Origin of the sequence: Gordonia pseudamarae, from assembly GCF_025273675.1 — a bacterium.
Lineage (GTDB): Bacteria > Actinomycetota > Actinomycetes > Mycobacteriales > Mycobacteriaceae > Gordonia > Gordonia pseudamarae.
Window position 1 is genome coordinate 1,119,717 of the sequence record NZ_CP045809.1, and the last position, 20,057, is coordinate 1,139,773.

The 20,057-nt window shown below is 67.2% G+C and carries 17 protein-coding genes; 8 read left to right on the forward strand and 9 right to left on the reverse strand.

Annotation, left to right across the window (positions count from 1 at the left end; genetic code table 11):
- Positions 1-319 precede the first annotated feature (319 nt).
- The gene (locus GII31_RS04840; RefSeq protein WP_260840314.1) at positions 320-1,279 is read right to left on the reverse strand and encodes an LmeA family phospholipid-binding protein; all 960 of its coding nucleotides are present in this window, start codon (positions 1,277-1,279) and stop codon (positions 320-322) included.
- 110 nt (positions 1,280-1,389) lie between these two features.
- On the opposite strand from GII31_RS04840, the gene GII31_RS04845 reads away from it, so the two are divergent.
- Positions 1,390-2,136 carry a winged helix-turn-helix domain-containing protein gene (locus GII31_RS04845; RefSeq protein WP_213247311.1) on the forward strand — a complete coding sequence of 249 codons (747 nt, stop codon included), beginning with the start codon at positions 1,390-1,392 and terminating at the stop codon, positions 2,134-2,136.
- On the forward strand, positions 2,129-3,040 hold the full coding sequence (gene mshD / locus GII31_RS04850) for a mycothiol synthase (RefSeq protein ID WP_213247313.1): 912 nt from the start codon (positions 2,129-2,131) through the stop codon (positions 3,038-3,040). The genes GII31_RS04845 and mshD overlap by 8 nt, the downstream gene beginning before the upstream one ends.
- On the opposite strand, the gene GII31_RS04855 is transcribed toward mshD, so the two are convergent.
- Entirely contained in the window at positions 3,013-4,260 is a 1,248-nt protein-coding gene (locus tag GII31_RS04855; protein ID WP_260840315.1) for a citrate synthase, read from the reverse strand. The genes mshD and GII31_RS04855 overlap by 28 nt on opposite strands.
- A gap of 84 nt (positions 4,261-4,344) precedes the next feature.
- On the opposite strand from GII31_RS04855, the gene GII31_RS04860 reads away from it, so the two are divergent.
- Positions 4,345-5,493 (forward strand): citrate/2-methylcitrate synthase, encoded by a 1,149-nt coding sequence (locus GII31_RS04860; RefSeq protein WP_246222110.1) that lies wholly within the window; start codon positions 4,345-4,347, stop codon positions 5,491-5,493.
- Between the two features lie 29 nt (positions 5,494-5,522).
- Here the strand turns inward: GII31_RS04860 and GII31_RS04865 are convergent, their stop codons facing one another.
- Both GII31_RS04865 and GII31_RS04870 read right to left on the reverse strand, forming a co-directional pair.
- Positions 5,523-6,659 (reverse strand): LLM class flavin-dependent oxidoreductase, encoded by a 1,137-nt coding sequence (locus GII31_RS04865; protein ID WP_260840316.1) that lies wholly within the window; start codon positions 6,657-6,659, stop codon positions 5,523-5,525.
- A 41-nt stretch (positions 6,660-6,700) separates the two neighbouring features.
- On the reverse strand, positions 6,701-7,591 hold the full coding sequence (locus GII31_RS04870; protein ID WP_260840032.1) for an IS982 family transposase: 891 nt from the start codon (positions 7,589-7,591) through the stop codon (positions 6,701-6,703).
- Positions 7,592-7,880: 289 nt separating this feature from the next.
- Between GII31_RS04870 and pstS the strand changes: the two genes are divergently transcribed.
- The 4 genes from pstS (at position 7,881) to pstB (ending at position 11,922) form a co-directional block, all read left to right on the forward strand.
- Positions 7,881-8,945, forward strand: a complete 1,065-nt coding sequence (gene pstS / locus GII31_RS04875; protein WP_260840317.1) for a phosphate ABC transporter substrate-binding protein PstS — start codon at positions 7,881-7,883, stop codon at positions 8,943-8,945.
- 173 nt (positions 8,946-9,118) lie between these two features.
- Entirely contained in the window at positions 9,119-10,153 is a 1,035-nt protein-coding gene (gene pstC, locus GII31_RS04880; protein WP_213247323.1) for a phosphate ABC transporter permease subunit PstC, read from the forward strand.
- A 1-nt stretch (position 10,154) separates the two neighbouring features.
- Positions 10,155-11,093, forward strand: a complete 939-nt coding sequence (gene pstA / locus GII31_RS04885; RefSeq protein ID WP_213247325.1) for a phosphate ABC transporter permease PstA — start codon at positions 10,155-10,157, stop codon at positions 11,091-11,093.
- A gap of 52 nt (positions 11,094-11,145) precedes the next feature.
- Positions 11,146-11,922 (forward strand): phosphate ABC transporter ATP-binding protein PstB, encoded by a 777-nt coding sequence (gene pstB / locus GII31_RS04890; protein WP_213247327.1) that lies wholly within the window; start codon positions 11,146-11,148, stop codon positions 11,920-11,922.
- Positions 11,923-12,044: 122 nt separating this feature from the next.
- On the opposite strand, the gene phoU is transcribed toward pstB, so the two are convergent.
- The 5 genes from phoU to GII31_RS04915 form a co-directional block, all read right to left on the reverse strand.
- On the reverse strand, positions 12,045-12,707 hold the full coding sequence (gene phoU / locus GII31_RS04895) for a phosphate signaling complex protein PhoU (protein WP_213247329.1): 663 nt from the start codon (positions 12,705-12,707) through the stop codon (positions 12,045-12,047).
- Between the two features lie 108 nt (positions 12,708-12,815).
- Positions 12,816-15,200 carry an LCP family protein gene (locus tag GII31_RS04900; protein ID WP_260840484.1) on the reverse strand — a complete coding sequence of 795 codons (2,385 nt, stop codon included), beginning with the start codon at positions 15,198-15,200 and terminating at the stop codon, positions 12,816-12,818.
- A 419-nt stretch (positions 15,201-15,619) separates the two neighbouring features.
- Positions 15,620-16,771, reverse strand: a complete 1,152-nt coding sequence (gene dusB / locus GII31_RS04905) for a tRNA dihydrouridine synthase DusB (protein WP_213249862.1) — start codon at positions 16,769-16,771, stop codon at positions 15,620-15,622.
- 50 nt (positions 16,772-16,821) lie between these two features.
- Positions 16,822-17,826 (reverse strand): acyl-ACP desaturase, encoded by a 1,005-nt coding sequence (locus GII31_RS04910; protein WP_213247331.1) that lies wholly within the window; start codon positions 17,824-17,826, stop codon positions 16,822-16,824.
- Between the two features lie 136 nt (positions 17,827-17,962).
- Entirely contained in the window at positions 17,963-18,490 is a 528-nt protein-coding gene (locus tag GII31_RS04915; protein ID WP_213247333.1) for a nuclear transport factor 2 family protein, read from the reverse strand.
- Positions 18,491-18,650: 160 nt separating this feature from the next.
- Between GII31_RS04915 and GII31_RS04920 the strand changes: the two genes are divergently transcribed.
- Positions 18,651-20,048 carry a WS/DGAT/MGAT family O-acyltransferase gene (locus tag GII31_RS04920; protein WP_213247335.1) on the forward strand — a complete coding sequence of 466 codons (1,398 nt, stop codon included), beginning with the start codon at positions 18,651-18,653 and terminating at the stop codon, positions 20,046-20,048.
- Positions 20,049-20,057: the final 9 nt, after the last annotated feature.

The window sequence follows — 20,057 nt, forward strand, 5'->3', positions numbered from 1 at the left end:
ATCTTGCTGGGGAGTCTGCACGCGACGGCACGGGGAAGCCCGGGACGCTGCGGCGTGGACATGGCTGTCCTTCGAAGTGCGCCGGAACGGGACGGTTCGGGGTGAAGACGCTCACCCGTCGATCGCCGAACGCGACGCGGTCGCTGATCAGCGACAGCAACAAGTGGCGCAACGACAGAAGTCGATTGCGCGGCGACGGGTGAGAAGGAACTCACGGCGCTGTTGCATGGGGACGAGACTACAGGAGCGTGTCGGTGCGCTCACACACCTGGGGGCCGGGCAATGTCGCGGATGCCGGATTTCGAGGTGAACGCGCAGCTCAGAAGTTGTTCAGGCTGAGATCACGATGATCGGAACGACCCTCGATGAGGATGTCGCTGCCCGCGCTGGTGACCGCCGAGGCGGGTACGCCCCACGGCAGTGCGATACCGGGCAGCACCATTGTGAACCGGCCGAGCACCGCCTGCAGCAGGTCGGCCCGGGCCGGGTCGGTGTCCAGGCCACCGGCGTCGGCGTGCTCCTCCGGGCCGTTGTAGAGGCCGTAGGCGAACACACCGAGGCGTCCGTCGGTCAGTACCAGGTTGACCAGGACGCTTACTCGCAGCGATTCACCGGTGAATCCGGACGCCGACGGGGACGTTCCGGGCGTCGGCATGCCGCCCGGCGGTGTGGGCGGCACCGCGACGGTCCCGGTGAGCACGACCCCGTGCGAGCGTTTGAGCACCCCGTCGCCGGGGCCGCCGGCGCCCGCCCGGCCCGTTTCGGCGGGCGTGGTGACGTACAGATCGGTGATGCCGAGCAGTCTGCCCAGGTTGGGGGAGTCGAGTCGCACCGAGGCGATGACATCGTCGGCGGCCGGTGAGTCGCCGGCACCGAACCGGAAACCGCCGCCCGAGGCCGTACGCAGCGGGCCGGTGACCACGCTCATCTCCGCGAAACAGCCGCCCCGGCCCGCGCAGCCGTCCACCGATACCCCGCGCGCGGTGATGATCGAGCCGGTGAACTCGCCGTCGCGGGCCCGGGCGGTGAACGGAAAGCCCTTGAGGGTGACCTGCGGCTCGTGGACGACACGCGGCGACGACAGCAGCGCCCGGGCCAGTGAGCGTTCGGCGCGCACTGCCAGACCCGTGTCCGTCAGAAAGGCGGCGGCGGCGCAGACGAGCACCATGACGATGATCACGATCAGTGGCCGGGAGCACCGGAAACGTTGCGTTTTTTTCCCGATGGACCCGTCCGCACGGGCATCGGGATGTGCCTTGTTAACAGCCGGGTCCGACATTGGCGTTATTCTGTCATCTGTCGCGTACAAGGTGGTAAGGCGACGGACACAAAGCGGACCGGGTCCGATTCATGCCGGTCTGCCCGACGTAGCCGATCGGAGCTGCATACGTGGATCTCCTGCTCCTGACCACCGATCCCAACCCGGATTCGGTGCTGCCCGCGTTGACACTGCTGGCCCACAATGTCCGGGTCGCGCCCGCCGAGGTGTCGTCGTTGATGGAGGTCGGCAACGCGGATGTGGCGATTGTCGACGCCCGCGCCGACCTCGCCGCCGCCCGCGGACTGTGTCGACTGCTCGGCAGTACCGGATCATCGACACCGGTCGCTGCGGTCCTCACCGAGGGCGGCCTCGTGGCCGTGAACGCGGACTGGGGGATCGACGAATTCCTCCTGCCCGCCACCGGTCCCGCCGAGATCGACGCCCGGTTGCGTCTGCTGATCGTGCGCACCCGCGGCCTGAGCACCGACGAGGCGGCCGGCAAGGTCACCCTCGGTGAATTGGTCATCGACGAGGGCACCTACACCGCGCGCCTGCGCGGCAAACCCCTGGACCTCACCTACAAGGAGTTCGAACTCCTCAAGTACCTCGCGCAGAACGCGGGCCGGGTGTTCACCCGTGCGCAGCTGCTGCAAGAGGTGTGGGGATACGACTTCTTCGGCGGCACCCGCACCGTCGACGTCCATGTGCGGCGACTGCGCGCCAAGCTGGGCACTGAACACGAGTCGTTGATCGGCACCGTCCGCAACGTCGGCTACAAGGCGGTGCGGCCCAACCGTGGACGCAACGCCGCCCCCGACGACCACGGCGTCGACGAGTTCGACGGCGCTGAGGACGAGTTGGTCGCCGATGAATGAGGTGCGGGTGGCCGGTGAACTCACCGGGGACGAGGCCCGGCGGGTCCACGCACTGGTGGCGTCGGCGGAGGCGGCCGACGGTGTCGCCCCGCTGTCCGAGCAGGGTCTGTTGGCCGTCGACGGACGCGGTGACGGCGCCGAAAGCGTTGTGCGGCATGTGCTCTTGCCACACGGATATGCTGTCGTGGTGGCGGCACAGGGGGACGGGGCGGCGATGATCGAGGCCGTCGTCGATCCCGGGCACCGGCGTCGTGGACACGGGCGTGCGCTTGTGCGGGAGGCCCTCGCGCAGGCCCGGCTGCTCGGCGCCGACGCGAGTGTCTGGGCGCATGGCGACCTGCCCGGCGCGGCCGCGATCGCCGAGGATCTCGGGCTCTTGCGCAATCGTGAACTGCTGCAACTGCGCCGGGCTGCCGGCGACGGCTCGGATCTGCCGGAGGAGGTGGTCGACGGGTCGATGGAGCTGCGTACCTACACGGGACCCGGTGACGACGCGGAGATCCTGCGGGTCAACAACGCAGCCTTCGGCTGGCATCCGGAACAGGGCGGCTGGTCGCAGGGACAGATCGCTGAACGGACCGGCGCCGACTGGTTCGACCCCCGCGGGCTGTTCCTGGCCTACGACCGGGAATCGGGGCGGCTGCTGGGTTTTCACTGGACCAAGATGCAATCGCCCGAACTCGGCGAGGTGTACATCGTCGGTGTCGACCCGGCCGCGCAAGGACGCGGGCTCGGCCGGCTCCTCACTCTCGCCGGCCTGTACTACTTTGTGCGCGTGGGCGCCTCCGAGGTCATGCTGTACGTGGAGGGTGACAACACCGCCGCCCTGAACACCTACGAGAAGCTCGGCTTCACCCGGTACGCGGTGGACGTCGCCTACGGGACGCGCACGCCTGCGGAGTGAGGCCGGACCCCGGTGTACACCCCTTCGGGGCGGAACCGCAGCGGGCGCTCCTGATACTCCTCAAGCGCGTGCGCGGTCCAGCCGGCCATCCGGGCCAGGGCGAAAATCGTCTCGGCCGCATTGTCGTTCATCCCGAAACTCAGCGCCACCGCGGCGAGCGCGAGATCGGATGTGATGAATCCTCGATGCTCGTCCCGGGTGTGGATAGACCTGGCGACGACCTCGAGTGCCGCGGCCGGTCGCGGGTCGGGGGGTGCCGCGGCGGCGAGGAACTCGAGCATGCAGGCGGCGCGGGGGTCGCGGTGCGAGTAGATGAGGTGACCGGTTCCCGGTATCGGGGTGCCGGCGGCAATGCGTTCGGCCACGGCGCGTTCCGGGTCGTCGAGGGCCGATTCGAGGAATCGGTGAGCCAAAGTGGTCGCGCCGCCGTGTATCGGGCCGTCGAATGCGCCCAGACCCGCGCCCAGGACCGCGTAGATGCTGCCGCGGGCGCCGGCCGCCACCCGGGCGGCGACGGTGCCCGCCGACAGATCGTGGTCGGCGAGCAGGACCAGGACGGCGTTGAGCAGTGAAATCCGTTCGGCGGTGGCCGGTTCGGCGGTCATTGTGGGCCAAAGACGTTCGGCCACGGTGCCCTCCCCGCCGCGGGTGGGGGTGCCCACCGCCGCGACCGCGGACGCGATGACCAGTCCGGCCGAGGATGCGACGCAATCCGGATCGATGCGATGGCGCAGGGGATCGTGCGCGCCGAGGAGGTCGACGACGATCCGGATACGATCGAGGTCGCGGGCGCGGTCCGCGCAGAGGGCACGCACCGCGGCCGCGACCTGCCCGTCGGCCGGCCGGTCCGGCCAGGGCTGCTGCCAGAGAAGCTCCGCGACATCCTCGAATGTCGCTGTGCGGGCAAGGCCCCGGACATCGCGCCCGCGGTAGTACAGCGTGTCGTCGTGCAGATGGGTGAGCTGGGTGCGGATGCGTTCGACGACGCCGGCCGGAGGCCTGTTGCGTGTACCCGCCAGCAGTGTCTCCACCTCGTCGACGTCGAAAACGCTTCCGTCGTGGCCGTCGATGCGGCTGCTGGTGAGGCGGCCTCGGCTGACATAGGAGTAGACGGTGGACGGTTTGACGCCCAATACCCTGGCAACCTGCTCGGTGGTCAGATAGTCGCACCCGTCGTGATGTATCGGGGGAGGCCAGCGCCGGGATCGCGTCCGTTTCATACATTGATTAAATCAATATTGACGAGCCTTGCTCAAGATTGTCATCGTGGCGGTGGATCAACCGGGAAGTGAAGGAGCAAGACCATGAGTGATGTCAAGACCATGAGTGATGTGCTGATCGCGCCACCCGGACTCAGCGGGGTCGTCGTCGCCGACACCGAGATCGGGGACGTGCGCGGTGACGAGGGTTTCTACCACTATCGGCAGTATCCAGCGATCGAATTGGCCCGCAGCCGCACCTTCGAGGAGGTGTGGCATCTGTTCGCCCACGGATACCTCCCCGACGAGCAGGCGTCGGCCGCGTTCGCCCGCCGTGTCAGGACGTTGCGGCCCATACCGGACGAGGTCGGTGGGATCGTCGCCTCGGCGGCACTGCTGGGCGCACCGCGCACCGAACTGGCGGCCCTGCGCACTGCCCTGTCCGCGGTGGGTGTGGCCACCGGGGCCCGCCCGCTGTGGGACGCGACCGCCGAGCAGGGGCTCGCCGACGCACTGCGCGTGGCGGCGGTGACACCGACCCTGTTGGCGGCCATGTACCGGTTGCGCAACGGTGACGATCCGGTGGCCCCGCGCGAGGACCTTCCGGTCGCGGCGAACTGGCTGTACATGCTGACCGGTCACGAACCGACGCCTCACCATGCGCGCGCCGTCGAGCAGTACCTGATCGCGACCATCGATCACGGATTCAACGCCTCGACGTTCACCGCGCGGGTGGTCGCCTCCACCGGTGCGGACGTGTACTCCGCGATATGCGGCGGGGTCGGGGCGTTTTCGGGACCGTTGCACGGCGGTGCCCCCGACCGCGCGCTGGATTCGCTGGACGAGATCGACGCCGACGGTGACGCGGCAGGCTGGGCCCGGCGGCAGCTCGAGCAGCGTCGGCGGATCATGGGGTTCGGGCACGCGGTGTACCGCACCGTCGATCCCCGGTCGGAGTTGTTGCGCGGCATCGCCGTCGACCTGGGCGGTCCGCTGGTGGAGCGGGCGCTGACGGCCGAGCGGGCAGTCACAGATGTTCTCGCACAGGCGCATCCGGATCGTCCGCGCTATGCCAACGTCGAATTCTATGCCGGGGTGGTGATGGAGAGCTGCGGAATACCGCGGTCGATGTTCACCCCGACGTTCGCGGTGAGCCGTGTTGTCGGGTGGTGCGCGAACATTCTGGAACAGTCCAGGAGCCGCAAGATCATTCGTCCGTCGGCACGGTATGTGGGGACGCCGCCCGTGCGGTGACGTCGCCGGGGTTCAGTCGCTCGACAGGTTCAGTTGCTCAACAGGGGGAGCAGGAGTTCGGCGGCGATCTCGGCCTCGCGGGCCAGCGGCCACCCGGACAGGATCCAGGCGTCGACGCCGGCCTGTTCGCCGACCGTCCGCATCGCCGTGGCGACGTTCTCGGCGCTGCCGACGAAGTAGGTGCCGGTGCCCTTGCCCGCGATGTCGAAGGGCGGTTCGGCGGCGGTCCAGGTGGTCAGGCCCGCCGCCATGTTGGGGGCGAACTCCAATGCCGAACGGTCGGGGAGTTTGCCCGCGCGCAGTGCCTCGATGCGGGCAAGGACCTGAGGGTCGTCGCTGGTCAACTCGTCCAGGCCGGGATAGCCGAAGCTCTTCAGATTGCGGTCGGCGGTGGCCAGAACCGTCTCGGGCCGGGTCCGGGCGAGCTGCCACTCGAACCGGTCCCACGCCTGCTCCTCGGTGTCGCGGACGATGACGCTGGCCAGCACCCCGAACTTGAGGGTCCGGCCCCGGTCGGCGGCCGCCGACCGGACCCGGTTGAACAGTGCGGTGAGGGCACCGGGTTCGGACATGAACGACAGATAGACGTCGAGGACGTCGACGGCGTGTTCGATCCCCTCCGGGGAGGCCCCGGTGCCCCAGACGGGCAGGCCGGCGGGCTGGCGGGGTCCGGGGATCGCCGGCTTGTACCGCTTGTCGTAGGAGAAGAATTCGCCGTCGAACGGCTCGGTGTCGTCGAGATAGAGCTTCTTGACCTGTGACCAGTACTCGGAGGAGAGCCGGTAACGCTCGGATTTCGGTGTGTACTGCCCGTACCGGCGCAATACCGGGTCGGCGCCGTTGACCTGGTTGATGATGAGCCGACCGCCCGAGTACTGGTCGAACACCTGGGCCTCCTCGGCCATCAGGGTGGGCGGTTTGACCCCGGGATAGCAGGGGATGAGGAAGCGCAGATCGGTGGTGTCGCCGATCAGTGAGATCGGTTCGCGGGCGGTGGTCAGCGCGCCGTAGAAGCCGAGCCGGTCGAGAGTGCGGGCCTGGTGCCGGATGACGTCGAACGAGGGTGTGACCCGCTGCTCCGGTTCCCAGGGTGCTTCCCCGTCGGTGGGGTTGATGTACCAGAGGAAAGCCGGGTTGCCCGGATGAAAGTCGTCGACATCGCGCACGTAGGTAAGGCTAGCCTAGATGGTTGATTCCTTGGACGCGGTCAGTGGTCGTACGCGATCAGGGATCGTTTGGTGGTGATGCCGGTGGTCCAGTTGTGCCAGATGCCGGCGGACATCGCCAGGAGGCGTTGACTCACTCGGGCGAACACTCCGTGGGTGGTCCGGCCGCCGTGTTTCTCCAGGCCGAGCTGCCCTTTGAGGGTCTGGTTGACCGATTCGATCCACTGCCGCACCCCGCCGAGGTTGCCGTTGCGGTAGGTCTCGTCCTTGCGGTCCGGGCGCAGCAACCGCAGGCCCATCGCGGCGGTTGTGGCAGCGAACGTCTTTCCGGAGAAGCCCTTGTCGGCGAGCAGCACCTGCCCGGAGCGGATGAGGTGGTGATCGCGTTCGAGCAGCGCGGTCACCACCTCGCGTTCACCGATCTTCGGATGCGCCAGGCACCACATGATCGGCATCCCGTCGCCGGCGCACACCAGATACAACTTCAAGCCCCAGTAGAAACGCGAGTGTGACGCGCAGTAGCCGTATCCGGCGTGCCCGGCCAGGCCGGACCGCTTGACCGTTTCCCTTGACATGCCACACGGAACCGGGGTGGCGTCGGTGATCCACAGGTCGTCGAACCACGACGGTGAGAGCCGTGCCACCGCCTGAATTGTCTTGCACAGCAACCCTCGTGCCGCCCTGACACGCTTGTTGTAGTCGGACTGGCCCGGCAGATACGGGAACAGTGCGCGCAGTTGCTCGTTGCCGTGGACGTGCCGGATCCAACGCCGTTCACTGTCGAACCCGAGCAACACCTGCGCTACCGCGAGCGTGAGCAGTTCGGCATCGGAGAGCAGCGGGCGCCAGCCGCGTCCCGAGCGGGGTTCGACGACGTGGTCGTCGATGAGGACATAGAGTTCAGTCAGGAGGGTTTCGAGTTCTTTCGTCACACATTGATCTTGAAGCCCTCCGCCTACCTCGTTGCCGACGGCACCTTCAAGGAATCAACCATCTAGTGTGCCGTGAGATGGACAGTCGACCATCTCACGCCATACCTCTGGGTGTAGTTCACATGCCCGCGTGCAATTCACCCCCAGTTCACTTCGCGTCGAGAATTCGTCCATCGGCCACCCCTAGCGTCAAACCGGACACCGACCCCGGGGAACTCCCGAGGGCAATGGTGACAGCTGTCCCGACCGCCCGTGCGGGGCGTGTGATGAACGAAAGGCGACACCAGAGGTGAAGATTTCCCGTAAAGGCGCAGCTCTCGCGCTCACCGCGGCCGCGGCAACAGTGCTCGCGACCTCGTGCAGCAGCGGCGGAGAGAAGGCGATCAGCGGTGAGGGATCGACCGCGCAGCAGAAGGCCATGGAGCACTTCAGCGATAAACTCGCCGAGAACACCGACATAGTCTTGGACTACACCGGCAGCGGCTCCGGCGACGGTATCAAGAAGTTCATCAACAGCGACGTAGACTTCGCCGGCTCGGACTCGGCCCTCAAGGACGCCGAGATCACCGACGCCAAAGCCCGCTGCGGCGGCAACGACGCCTGGCACATCCCGCTCGTCGCCGGCCCCGTGGCCATCGCCTACAACCTCGACGGCGTCGACAAGCTGACCCTGAACCCCGAGGTACTCGCCGGGATCTTCGACTCGAAGATCACCAAGTGGAACGATCCGGCGATCGCCGAGCTCAACCCCGGTGTCAGCCTGCCGGACACCGCCGTCAAGCCGGTGCACCGCAGTGACAGCTCCGGCACCACCGACAACTTCCAGCGTTTCCTGCAGAGCGCGGCACCCGCCGCGTGGCCGTACGAGCACAGCAAGGAATTCCAGGGCAAGGGTGGCTCCGGTGCCGCCAAGTCGACCGGCGTCGGCGACACCGTGAAGAAGTCGCCCGGCTCGATCACCTACGTCGAGTGGGGCTTCGCCACCGAGAACGACCTGGGCATCGCCGCCCTCGACTTCGGTGCGGGTTCGGTCGAACTCAACGCCGACACCGCCGGTAAGGCCCTCGACGCGATCGAGTTCACGACCCCCGGCAGCAAGGATCTCGTCGTCGACACCGACGCCCTGTTCGCCTCCAAGGAGCCCGGCGCCTACCCGCTGGTGCTCACCCCCTACTCGATCGTCTGCTCCACCGGCTACGACGACTCGGAGACCAGCAGCACGCTCAAGGAGGCGTTCACCAAGATCCTCGACGAGGGTCAGGAAGGTCTCGGTGAGCTCGGCTACGTTCCGCTGCCCGACGGTTTCAAGGACACCCTGCGAACCACCATCGACGCGCTGGACTCCGGCAACTGACCGGACCCTGCGCATCCAGGTGCGTAGCGCGTCCACCGTCCGCGATCCCGGTATCTGGGCGGCCCCCTACCGCGCCGCCAGATCGTCGGCGGTGTCCGCGTGAGAGACTCGACAAGTCCGAGGAAAGTGACATGACCAGGGCAGACAACCGGACCTCAGCAACAGAGAGAACCATGGCGTCCCTCACGAAAGACCAGAGCCCGGACAGCGGCGACGCCGCGTCCGGGCCGCGGACCGGCGGCACGCCGCCGGACGAGACCGGACGGCAATTGGGTACCGGCGGCACCAGACGCCTCGGCGACATCGTGTTCAAGAACCTCGCCGTGGGTTCGGGAATGCTGGTCACGGCGGTCATCTTCCTGATCGCCGCGTTCCTCGTCGCCCAGGCAGTGCCATCGCTGCTCGACAACACGGCGAACTTCTTCACCTATCAGGGGAAGTGGGTCACCTCCGGCGGCGAACTGCGGTTCGGTATCCCGAGACTGCTCTACACCACCATCTTCGTGTCGGTGATCGCGTTGCTGATCGCGATGCCGATCGCCCTGGGCATCGCGATCTTCCTCACCGAATACGCGCCGAAGCGGCTCGTCGGGCCCATCACCTACACCGTCGATCTGCTCGCCGCGGTTCCGTCAATCGTGTTCGGCCTGTGGGGCATCCTGGTCCTGGGGCCGGTGCTGCAACCGATCAACGTCTGGCTCGTGGGCAACCTGAGCTGGCTGTTCCTGTTCCAGGAACCCGAGCAGAGCACCAACATGGACACCGGCGCCACGGTGCTCACCGCCGGGATCGTGCTCTCGGTGATGATCCTGCCGATCATCACCGCGGTGACCCGCGAGGTGTTCGCGCAGACACCGGTCGGACATCGCGAGGCCGCCCTCGCGCTCGGCGCCACCAAGTGGGAGGTCGTGCGGGTGGCGGTGCTGCCGTTCGGCAAGTCCGGCTACATCAGCGGTGGCATGCTCGGCCTCGGCCGCGCGCTCGGCGAGACGATGGCATTGATGCTGATCATCTCCTCGGCCGGGCCGATCAACGTCAACCTCATGGAAAGCGGCGAGACCTTCGCCAGCAAGATCGCACTCAACGCCGCCGAATTCGACTCACCGGCCAAGACCGGTGCCTACATCTCGGCCGGCCTGACCCTGTTCGTCCTGACGTTCATCGTCAACGCCGCGGCTCGCGCGGTGGTCAGCGGAAAGGGCAACTGACATGTCGGTAACTCTCGGAGACCACGGATCACTCGGAGACCACGGATCACTCGGTGGCAACGGCGCCGTCCCGGTCAAGACCGCACCGTCGGGCTTCACCCCCCTGAGCCGGCGCCGCACCATCACCGACGACGCGGTGCGGATACTGGTCCTGGGTTCGGTGCTGCTGGCGCTGGTGCCGCTGGTGTGGCTGGCGGTCACCCTCATCAGCAAGGGCATCGGCCCCATCCTCGACCTCGAGTGGTGGACCCGACCACAGATCCGCGGTGGCGCCGGCAATGCCATCATCGGCACCCTGATCCAGACCGCGCTGGCCGCGATCATCTCGGTCCCGGTGGGCATCTTCGTCGCCATCTACCTGGTCGAATACAGCGACCGAAAGTCGGCGACGGCCCGCGCCACCACCTTCATGGTCGACATCCTCTCCGGTGTCCCCTCGATCGTGGCCGCGCTGTTCGTGTACGCGGCCTGGCGCACAACACTGGGCATGGAACGATCGGGTTTCGTGGTGGCGATCGCGTTGGTGCTGCTGATGGTGCCGCTGGTGGTGCGGTCCACCGAAGAAATGCTCAAGATCGTGCCGCAGGATCTGCGTGAGGCGTCCTACGCCCTCGGCATCCCCAAATGGAAGACGATTGCGCGCATCGTGCTGCCCACCGCGCTGTCGGGCATCATCACCGGCGTGATGCTGGCCATTGCCAGGGTCATGGGCGAATCGGCGCCCGTCCTGATCCTCGTCGGCTCCACCCGCGCCGTGAACTGGAATCCTTTCGACGGCAGCCAACAGTCGTTGCCGCTGATGATGGTGCAGGAATACGGCAAGGGGCCGGGAGCCTTCGACAATGTGTGGGGTGCGGCGCTGACGCTGGTCATCCTCGTCGCGATCATCTACTTCGGCGCCAAGGTGGTCTCGAAGGTCTTCTCGCCCAAACAGTCCTGACACCCGCCGGTATCTCCGGACGCCGGATATCTCCCCCCAGAACGGACCGATCATGGCCAAGCGCCTCGATATCAAAGATCTGAACATCTACTACGGCAACTTTCACGCCGTCAAGGACGTGAGCCTGGAGGTTCCGCCGCGCAGTATCACCGCTTTCATCGGGCCGTCGGGCTGCGGCAAGTCCACGGTGTTGCGCACCCTCAACCGCATGCACGAGGTGACCCCCGGCGCGTACGCGGTGGGCAGCGTGCTGCTCGACGGTGAGGACATCTACGCCAAGAACGTCGACCCGGTGAGCGTGCGTGCCACCATCGGCATGGTGTTCCAGCGCCCCAACCCGTTCCCGACGATGTCGATCCGCGACAACGTGGTCGCCGGACTCCGGCTGCAGGGCCTGCGTAACAAGGCCGAGCTCGACGAGGTCGCCGAGCGGAGCCTGCGCGGGGCCAACCTGTGGAACGAGGTCAAGGACCGCCTCGACAAGCCCGGTGGCGGACTGTCCGGCGGCCAGCAGCAGCGTCTGTGCATCGCCCGCGCCATCGCCGTCTCGCCGGCCGTGTTGCTGATGGATGAGCCGTGTTCGGCGCTCGACCCGATCTCGACGCTCGCGATCGAGGATCTGATGGGTGAGCTGAAGAAGGAGTACACGATCGTCATCGTCACCCACAACATGCAGCAGGCTGCCCGTGTCAGCGACCAGACCGCATTCTTCAACCTCGAAGGAGTCGGGCAGCCCGGTCAGCTCGTGGAGATCAACGACACCGAGACGATGTTCTCCAACCCGTCCAAGCGGGAGACCGAGGATTACATCTCGGGCCGCTTCGGCTGACGAGCGGACGTACGACGAAGGCCGGTTGAGGAATTCCTCAACCGGCCTTCTCTTTCCGTGTGTTCCGGTGTGTTCCGGTGTGTTGCCGCGCGGCGGTGGTGTGTTGCCGCGCCCGACCCGTGCTAGGAGGCGTCCTCGAACTGTTCGGGGAGTTTGCCGGTGGCCTGGAAGAACACCCGGCGCCCGACCATCACGGCGTGATCGGCGAACCGCTCGTAGTAGCGGCCCAGCAGGGTGACGTCGACGGCGGCCGCCACGCCGTACTCCCATTCGCGGTCCATCAGGACGGTGAACAGGTGCCGGTGCAGGTCGTCCATCGCGTCGTCGTCCTCCTGCAGACGGGCGGCGGCCTCGTGGTCGAGGGAGTTGAGCACCTCGCGGGCATTGTGGGCGAGCGCGATGGCCAGTCGGCCCATCTCGGCGAAATAGCCCCTGACCTCTTCGGGAAGGGCCGCGGCCGGGTGCCGTCGGCGGGCGACCTTGGCCACATGCAGGGCCAGTGCGCCCATCCTGTCGACATCGCCGACGATCTGGAACGCGCTCACCACACCCCGCAGATCGCCGGCGACCGGAGCCTGCAGCGCCAGCACCGCGAACGCCTGTTCCTCGGCCTGCGTCGACAGTGAATTCATCCGGTCGGCATCGGTGATGACTTCTTCGGCAAGAGCCAGATCTGCCTGGAGAAGTGATTCGGTGGCGCGCGACATCGCGGCACCTGCCAGCTCGCACATATCACCCAGAATTGTGTTCAGCCGCTGGAGCTGCTCTTGGTACGCGGTACGCATGTTGTCCAGATTACTTGGCCAGGTGACCCTGCCGACGAGGTCGCAATGAACGTCGCGTGAACGGCCTCTTTCCGAGGCGTCACCGGCGGACACCCTGCGAGTGGGCAGCTATGAGCAGGTGGTGTCGCCCGCGTTGGTGACGGTCAGGTCGTTGGGCAGGCTGCTGCCGCGATAGGGGGACAACTGACCGACCCGCAACGCCGATCCCGCGGCCGGTTGCTCCTCGATGGTCTCGGCGTAGTTGTGCCCGAGGATCACCTCGACACCGGACTTGACGTTGCGGTCCGACTGGATGGTCGCGCCGGGGAACATCGCGGCGACCGTCGCGGCGGCGTCCTTCTCGCCGGCGCCGTACCGCACCACCGTGTCGTCGCGCTGCTCGGAGGCGTCGGCGATACCCGGGATGATGAAGCCGAGCGGGGCGAGCAGATCGGCCGCGCTGGCGGCCACCCCGGGACTGCCGGTGCCGTTGAGCACACGCACCGTCACCAGGGAGGGATCGAGTGCCGTGGCCGACACCGTCTTCGGTGCTGCCGAGGTGGTGGTGGTGGTGCTGCTGGTGGCCGGTGCGGACGTCGAGGTGCTCGTGTTCTTCTTCTCGTCCGACTTCTTCTCGTCCGTGTCGGTGGTCTTCTTGGTCTCACCGGGCAGGGGGTCGTCGTCGATGATCGCGTTGAAGATGGCGTCGACGTCGTCCACGCGCGGGATCTCGTTGTTCGATCCGTCGGTGGAGGTGCCGGAGGTGGGGATGGTCAGGAAGCTGACCCGGCCCGCGTCCATACCCTGCATCGATTCGGCGAGCGTGATCAGCGACTTGGTGTCGACCCCGTCGACGAAGCTGTGTTTGATGAACGTGTTGACGATCCCGTTGAGCTTGCCCGGGTTGGACAGCACATTTCCCGACAGGGTCGAGCGCAGCAGCGACGACATGAACAGCTGCTGCCGCTTGATCCGTCCGTAGTCGCCGTTGCCCTCGGTTTCGATCTTGCGGGCACGCACATAGTTCAGCGCGTACCGGCCGTTGAGCTTCTTGGGGCCCTTCTTACGCAGGATCCAGCCGAGCTCGTAGTCGTAGAGCGGGACCGTCGAGCACACCTCGACGCCGCCGATGGCGCGCACGACCTTCTCGAAGCCGTCGAAGTCCATCGCGATGAAGTGGTTGATGTTCAGGCCGCTCATCGCGGTGAGCACCTGCACCAGGCACTTCGGTCCGCCCTCGGCGTACACCGAGTTGAGTTTTACCGCCTCGGCCGCGGGCAACACGTTGTCGTAGTCGTATGCGCCGTTGTCGTTGTCCCACGACGCGCAGTCCGGCCGGTCGACCTGCAGGTCACGCGGGAACGACACGGCGACCACCCGGTCCCGGTCGGCGGGCACGCTGACCAGGATGACGGTGTCCGAGCGGGCGCCCTCAACATCTTCGGCACTGCCCGCACCGACCGTGGAGTTCGTGCCGCCGCGCGTGTCGGTGCCGACGATCAGATACGTCTCGTCGCCGTGCTGGGCCTCCTTGTTGCGGATGTTGCCGTCACCGGAGTCGAGCGCCTCGATGGAGCGCCACTTGCCGTCCACCGACTGGATGTAACCCCACACGAAACCGGTGCCGACCAGCGCGAGGACACACGCCACCGATACCAGAATGCGGCCGGTGATCGTGGCATCGTGCACCAGTGCCCGCCGTCGTGCGGCCTTGCCGCGGGCCGCGGCCACGCGGGTGCTGGCGGCCACCAGATCCGGGGTGCGCTGCAGCGGCAGCGCCCGGGCCTTGAGCCGTGAGCCCGCCGACGGTGTCGGTTCGTCGTCCGCATCGGCGTCGGATGTGGCCTCGGCCGGAGCCGCGGGGGACGCGGCGTCGGCATCGGTCTCGTCGGCCGGTGTCGTCGTCTCCGGTGCCCCGGCCGCGGCCCGGACGACCGGGATGATCTCGGTGGGCGCGTCGTCCTGGCCCGAACGCACCGGCGGGACCGTCGGTATACCGCCCGGATCGAACGCCGTATCGGAGGGAGCCGGCTCCTGACCGCGCGATTCGGCGATGGCCCGCTGCCGGGTGGCCTGTTCGGACAGGTCGACGTCGGCGTGGTCGCCGACGGTGGGGATTCGTTGCGTGACGTCGAGGCCGGGCGGTGGGACGTCGGTCGGCCTGCTGTGCGCGCCGGACGTCTGGGGGCCGGAGGCGTGTTGGCCGCCCGGGATCTGGCGTCCGGGGGTCTGGTGTGCGGGGGTGTGGGGGGCCGGGTTCCCGCCGACGGGAGGCCGCCCCGGTTCCTGCCGACCACGCCCACCGGGGCGGGGTGCGGGAACCTCCCGGATCGGTGGCCGGCCACGCCGACCGCGATCGGCCGGGGGTCGGTGGTCGGGGGCGCCCTCACTCGCGGGCCTGTCGCCGCCGTCGCGGTCGCCGCGGAAGAGTGACCCGAACCGGTGCGCTATCGTCGGCGACTCGTCGGGTTCGGGTTGTCCGGCATCGTCGAAGGCCGCGCCCTCGGCGTTCATCTCCTCGAGCAGTTCCCGGACGGTCAGTCGGGAACGCCCGCGCACATACCGGTTGGTGGTACGGGGCTCATGCAGACCACCCGGTATCGGGGGGATGACGCGGGGACCGGGCCGCTGCGGCGGCTGCGCCGCTCCGTGCCGAGGCTGATCGGATCCGGCCTGACCGGGACCACCTCGGCCCGCCCCGGTGGACTCGGGTCCGGACCGTGCGCCGTCGCCGGTGTCACCGGAATGCGGGCCTTCCGGCCCGGATTTCCTGCGGCTCACGTGCGTCGGCCACCTCTCGCGTCTGGACTCGACGCACCGGGTACGGGGGACGTACCGGCGTGCATCGAATGTGCCCACTGGTGTGGATACCCCGACATCGTACCGAGCGGACCTGAGAACACCCGACTCGATCGCCCGTCGCGGTACCGGGCTCAGCCGCCCGAATGCATGATCTCGGCGCCCTCGGGAACGATGTCCTCGTACGGGTCGTCGAGCCACCCCTCCGGCAGGGCGACCTTCGCGGGCGAACCCTGCCTGCCGCGCGGGCCGTGGCCGTCGGTGGGAAACGGGGCGTCGGCGGGCAGCGAGCTCACCAGTTCGCGCAGCTCATCGAGGGTTGTCACCAGCGACATCCGGGAACGGATCTCCGACCCCGCCGGGAAGCCGCGCAGATACCACGCCACATGCTTACGGATCTCGCGACAGCCCTTGGCCTCGCCGCCGCCCTCCAGATGGTTGTAGTGCGCGATAAGCAACTCGCAGTGCCGGATGATGATGTCCGACACCTCTCCGAGGGTCGGCGCCTGCGGCGCCGGACGGCCGTTCAGCATTGCCGACAACTCGGCGAACAGCCACGGCCTGCCCAGACAACCGCGTCCGATGACCACGCCGTCGCATCCGGTGCGATCCATCATCGCCACCGCGTCGGCGGGCTCGAAGATGTCGCCGTTGCCGAGCACCGGGACATCGGCGACATGGTCCTTGAGCCGGGCGATCTCATCCCAGTCGGCGGTGCCCGAATAGCGTTGCGAGGCTGTGCGCGCGTGCAGCGCCACGGCCCGCGCGCCCTCGGCGGCCGCGATGCGGCCGGCGTCGAGATGGGTGCGATGCTCATCGTCGATCCCGATGCGGAACTTGACGGTCACCGGGATATCGGTGCCCTCGGTGGCTTTGACCGCGGCGGCGACGATGCGCTGAAACAGCTTGCGCTTGTAGGGGATCGCCGAACCGCCGCCCTTCCTGGTCACCTTGGGGACCGGACAACCGAAATTCATGTCGATGTGATCGGCGAGATTCTCCTCGACGATCATCTTGGCCGCGGCATAGGTGTACTCGGGGTCGACGGTGTACAGCTGCATCGACCGCGGGTTCTCCTGCGGGGCGAACGTGGTCATGTGCATCGTCACCGGATGCCGCTCCACGAGTGCGCGGGCGGTCACCATCTCACAGACGTAAAGACCCGACACCGTGCCGGTCCGCTCGAGTTCGAGCTCGCGGCACAGCGTGCGGAAGGCGACGTTGGTGACACCGGCCATCGGTGCCAGCACGACGGGACTGGCGAGCTCGATCGACCCTATGCGCAGCCGGTCGTGCGCCGGTGAACGGGTATCGACCGCGATCGCCTGCGCGGTGCTCAGGACGCCTTCTTTTCCTGCTGCCGCGCCCTCTTGAGGGCGTCCCGGGCCAGCGAGCGGTCGCGCATCTCCTCGAACTTCGCCGTGTCGCGTTCGAGCTGTTCGAGGAAGGCGGCGAGTTCTTCGCGGGTCTGCTCGCCCTCGGCACCGAAGTCGTCGCGGCCGAACACATCCCACTTGCGCAGAACGGGCATGATCACCTCGTCGAGGTGCTGGCGCAGATCGTAGATGCCGTGCTTGGCCATCAGCACACCGTGCCTGCGGAAGTTGGGCATACCGGCGCCCGGCATCTGGAAATTGGTGACCACATCGGTGACCGCGCGCAGCGTCTGGTCGGGTGCGATGTCCATGCCCGCACCGCAGACGTTGCGATAGAACTGCATGTGCAGGTTCTCGTCGGCCGCGATCCGCTGCAGCAGCTTGTCGGCGATCGGATCGTCACAGGCCTTGCCGGTGTTCTTGTGGCTGACGCGGGTGGCCAGTTCCTGGAACGTCACATACGCCACCGACCGCAGGATGCCCATCTGACCGGTGGCGCCGGTGAACTCGTCGATGCGGTCCCCCGCGGCCACCTCGGGGGAGTAGCCGTTGGTCATGTGCGTCATGCGGGCCTGCTCCAGGGCCACCGGGTCGACGCCGCGGGTCACCACCAGGTAGTCGCGCATGGCGATGCCGTGCCGGTTCTCCTCCGCGGTCCAGCGGCCCACCCAGTAGCCCCACGCCGAATCCATCGAGAAGTTATCGGCGATCACCCGATGATAGGACGGAAGATTGTCCTCGGTGAGCAGGTTGGTGATCATCGCGGCCTGTGCGACATCGCTGAGCCGGGACTGCTCCGGGTGGTAGTCGACGCCGCCGAGTGCGGCGAAGTTGCGGCCCTCGTCCCACGGCACATAATCGTGCGGATTCCAGTCGCGAGCTGCCTTCAGATGGCGATTCACGTTGGCTTCGGCAACGGACTCCAGCTCGCGGAGGAGTTCCAGTTGCGTCAGTTCACGGGTCATTGCAGTCCTTCGGGCCGATCGGGTGTTGGGCTGGTCGGCCCCCTACCATACGGCACACTCGGACGCACGCCCAAGTCTTGGTTACGGTTCCGTAGTCGAGGTGTCGGGTGCGTGTGATCGGTGTTCGGGTGGTCCGCTAACGGGCTTTGCGGGCGAACATCGCCCCCGTACCGGTCATCCACGCCCGTGCGGCGTCGTCGAGAGTGCCCAGCGTCTCGGCCTTTTCGCACCAGCGCATGGCCGCGATCCCGAACCTGAGCGGGTTGTAGATGTCCTCCTCGCGGCTCCACAACCCGTCACCGGCGTAGGTGAGGATCGTGATGTTGGTCGCAGTGATGGCGGTTCCGTCCCCCGGATCGCGCATCGGGTTGTCCACCTCGCAGATCACCCGGCCGCGTTCCTCGTCGACGACATGCCACAACGACGGATAGCCGGTCATGTGGCTACCGGGGAAGGCGGTCATCGTCCGCCAGATCCATTCGCGGATCTCCTCCCGGCCGTGCATCGTGCCCAGTGCGTGTTCGACGTAGTCGGCGTCGACGGTGAACTGCTCGGCGAACCGGTCCCAATCGCGGCTGATTGCGATCTCGGCAACGGTGGCCTGGAACGCGGTGAACGCCGCGTCGAGTTCGGCGGCGGAGAAGCGGGGCGGCGTCGGTGTCATCACCACAACCTAGCAAGCGCTAGGTTGTGTCGTGGCGGGGATCGTGCATCCGGCGATGATCCGGCGTACGGTCTGCGATGATCGTGACGCCCGCCCGTAGTGCGTGATCGGAATCCGCCCGGTCCCGGGTCGGGCGATGGCGATGGAGGTGCGTGGTCCGATGGAGCGTCTGAGCGGTTTGGATGCGTCGTTTCTCTACCTGGAAACCCGATCGCAGCTGATGCATGTGGTGGGTGTCATCGAGATCGACCCGTCGACCATGCCGGGTGGCTACTCGTACCCGGCGATGCGCGACGAACTCGGCCGGCGCATCGCGGCCATGCCCAACTTCCGCCGTAAACTTGACAACTCACTGCTCAACATCGATCATCCGGTGTGGGTCGAGGACGCCGACTTCGACATCGAGAAGCATGTCCGGCATGTCGGCGTGCCCGCGCCCGGTGGCGACCGTGAACTCACCGAACTCATCGGCCACGTAGCCGGTCGCGAACTGCATCGCAGTAAGCCGCTGTGGGAGATGTGGGTGATCGAGGGGCTCGCCAACGGCAACGTCGCGGTGGTGCTGCGCATGCACCACGCCAATGTCGACGGTGTCACGAGTGCCGAGATGCTCTCCCAGCTGTGCACCATCACCCCCGAGCCGCCTCAGCTCGACACCGCCAAGATCAAGGAATCCGCGGGCGGCACCTCGCGGCTGGCGATGGCCGTCGGCGGGGCACTGAACTTTGTTCAACGTCCGCTGGCACTGGCCCGTCTGCTGCCCGGTACTATCAACGTGCCGATCGGCTGGGTCAGACGCGCCTTGGATGGTTCGGCCATGCCCGCGCCGTTCCAGGCACCGCGTACCCCGTTCAACGCCCCGATCACCCCGCATCGTTCGCTGGCGCTCACCCAGCTGCCGCTCGATGACGTCAAACGCGTCAAGAACCGGTACGGTGCCAAGATCAACGACGTCGTGCTGGCCATCGCGGCCGGTGCGCTGCGGTCGTACCTGGCGAACCACGGCGGCGTGCCGGACCGGCGACTGGTGGCGATGGTGCCGGTGTCGGTGCACGGCTCGGACGAGACCGCGCTCGTGGAGACCGGCACCAACAAGGTGAGCGGCATGTTCACCCAGCTGGCCACCGACGTCGACGATCCCGTCGAGCGTGTCGAACAGGCCGCCGAACTGGCCCGCCGGTCCAAGGACCATCACGCCGACATCGACGCCAACATTCTCCGGGCCTGGGCTCAGTTCGCGCCCGGTATCACGTTGCAGCAGCTGATGAAAAGCTATGGTGGCCGCAAACTCTCGGCCCTCCACCCGCCGGTGTTCAATGTGGTGGTATCCAACGTTCCCGGCCCAACGCTGCCGCTGTACTATCTCGGTGCGCGGGTGGTGGGTGTATACCCGCTGGGTCCCATCTTCCACGGCCTCGGCCTCAACATCAGCGTGTTCTCCGCCGACGCATCCATCAACGTCGGCCTGCTCGGCTGCACCGAATTGGTCCCCGACATCGACAAACTCGCCCACTACTTCGGCGACGAACTCACCAAGCTCCTCGACACCTGCGACTGAGCGGTCGGC

Coding starts and splice junctions, on each gene's coding strand:
- GII31_RS04840 (WP_260840314.1), bottom strand. CDS start 1,279: ATGTCGGACCCGGCTGTTAACAAGGCACATCCCGATGCCCGTGCGGAC.
- mshD (WP_213247313.1), top strand. CDS start 2,129: ATGAATGAGGTGCGGGTGGCCGGTGAACTCACCGGGGACGAGGCCCGG.
- GII31_RS04855 (WP_260840315.1), bottom strand. CDS start 4,260: ATGAAACGGACGCGATCCCGGCGCTGGCCTCCCCCGATACATCACGAC.
- GII31_RS04860 (WP_246222110.1), top strand. CDS start 4,345: ATGAGTGATGTCAAGACCATGAGTGATGTGCTGATCGCGCCACCCGGA.
- pstC (WP_213247323.1), top strand. CDS start 9,119: ATGGCGTCCCTCACGAAAGACCAGAGCCCGGACAGCGGCGACGCCGCG.
- pstA (WP_213247325.1), top strand. CDS start 10,155: ATGTCGGTAACTCTCGGAGACCACGGATCACTCGGAGACCACGGATCA.
- pstB (WP_213247327.1), top strand. CDS start 11,146: ATGGCCAAGCGCCTCGATATCAAAGATCTGAACATCTACTACGGCAAC.
- phoU (WP_213247329.1), bottom strand. CDS start 12,707: ATGCGTACCGCGTACCAAGAGCAGCTCCAGCGGCTGAACACAATTCTG.
- GII31_RS04900 (WP_260840484.1), bottom strand. CDS start 15,200: ATGAACGCCGAGGGCGCGGCCTTCGACGATGCCGGACAACCCGAACCC.
- GII31_RS04910 (WP_213247331.1), bottom strand. CDS start 17,826: ATGACCCGTGAACTGACGCAACTGGAACTCCTCCGCGAGCTGGAGTCC.
- GII31_RS04915 (WP_213247333.1), bottom strand. CDS start 18,490: ATGACACCGACGCCGCCCCGCTTCTCCGCCGCCGAACTCGACGCGGCG.
- GII31_RS04920 (WP_213247335.1), top strand. CDS start 18,651: ATGGAGCGTCTGAGCGGTTTGGATGCGTCGTTTCTCTACCTGGAAACC.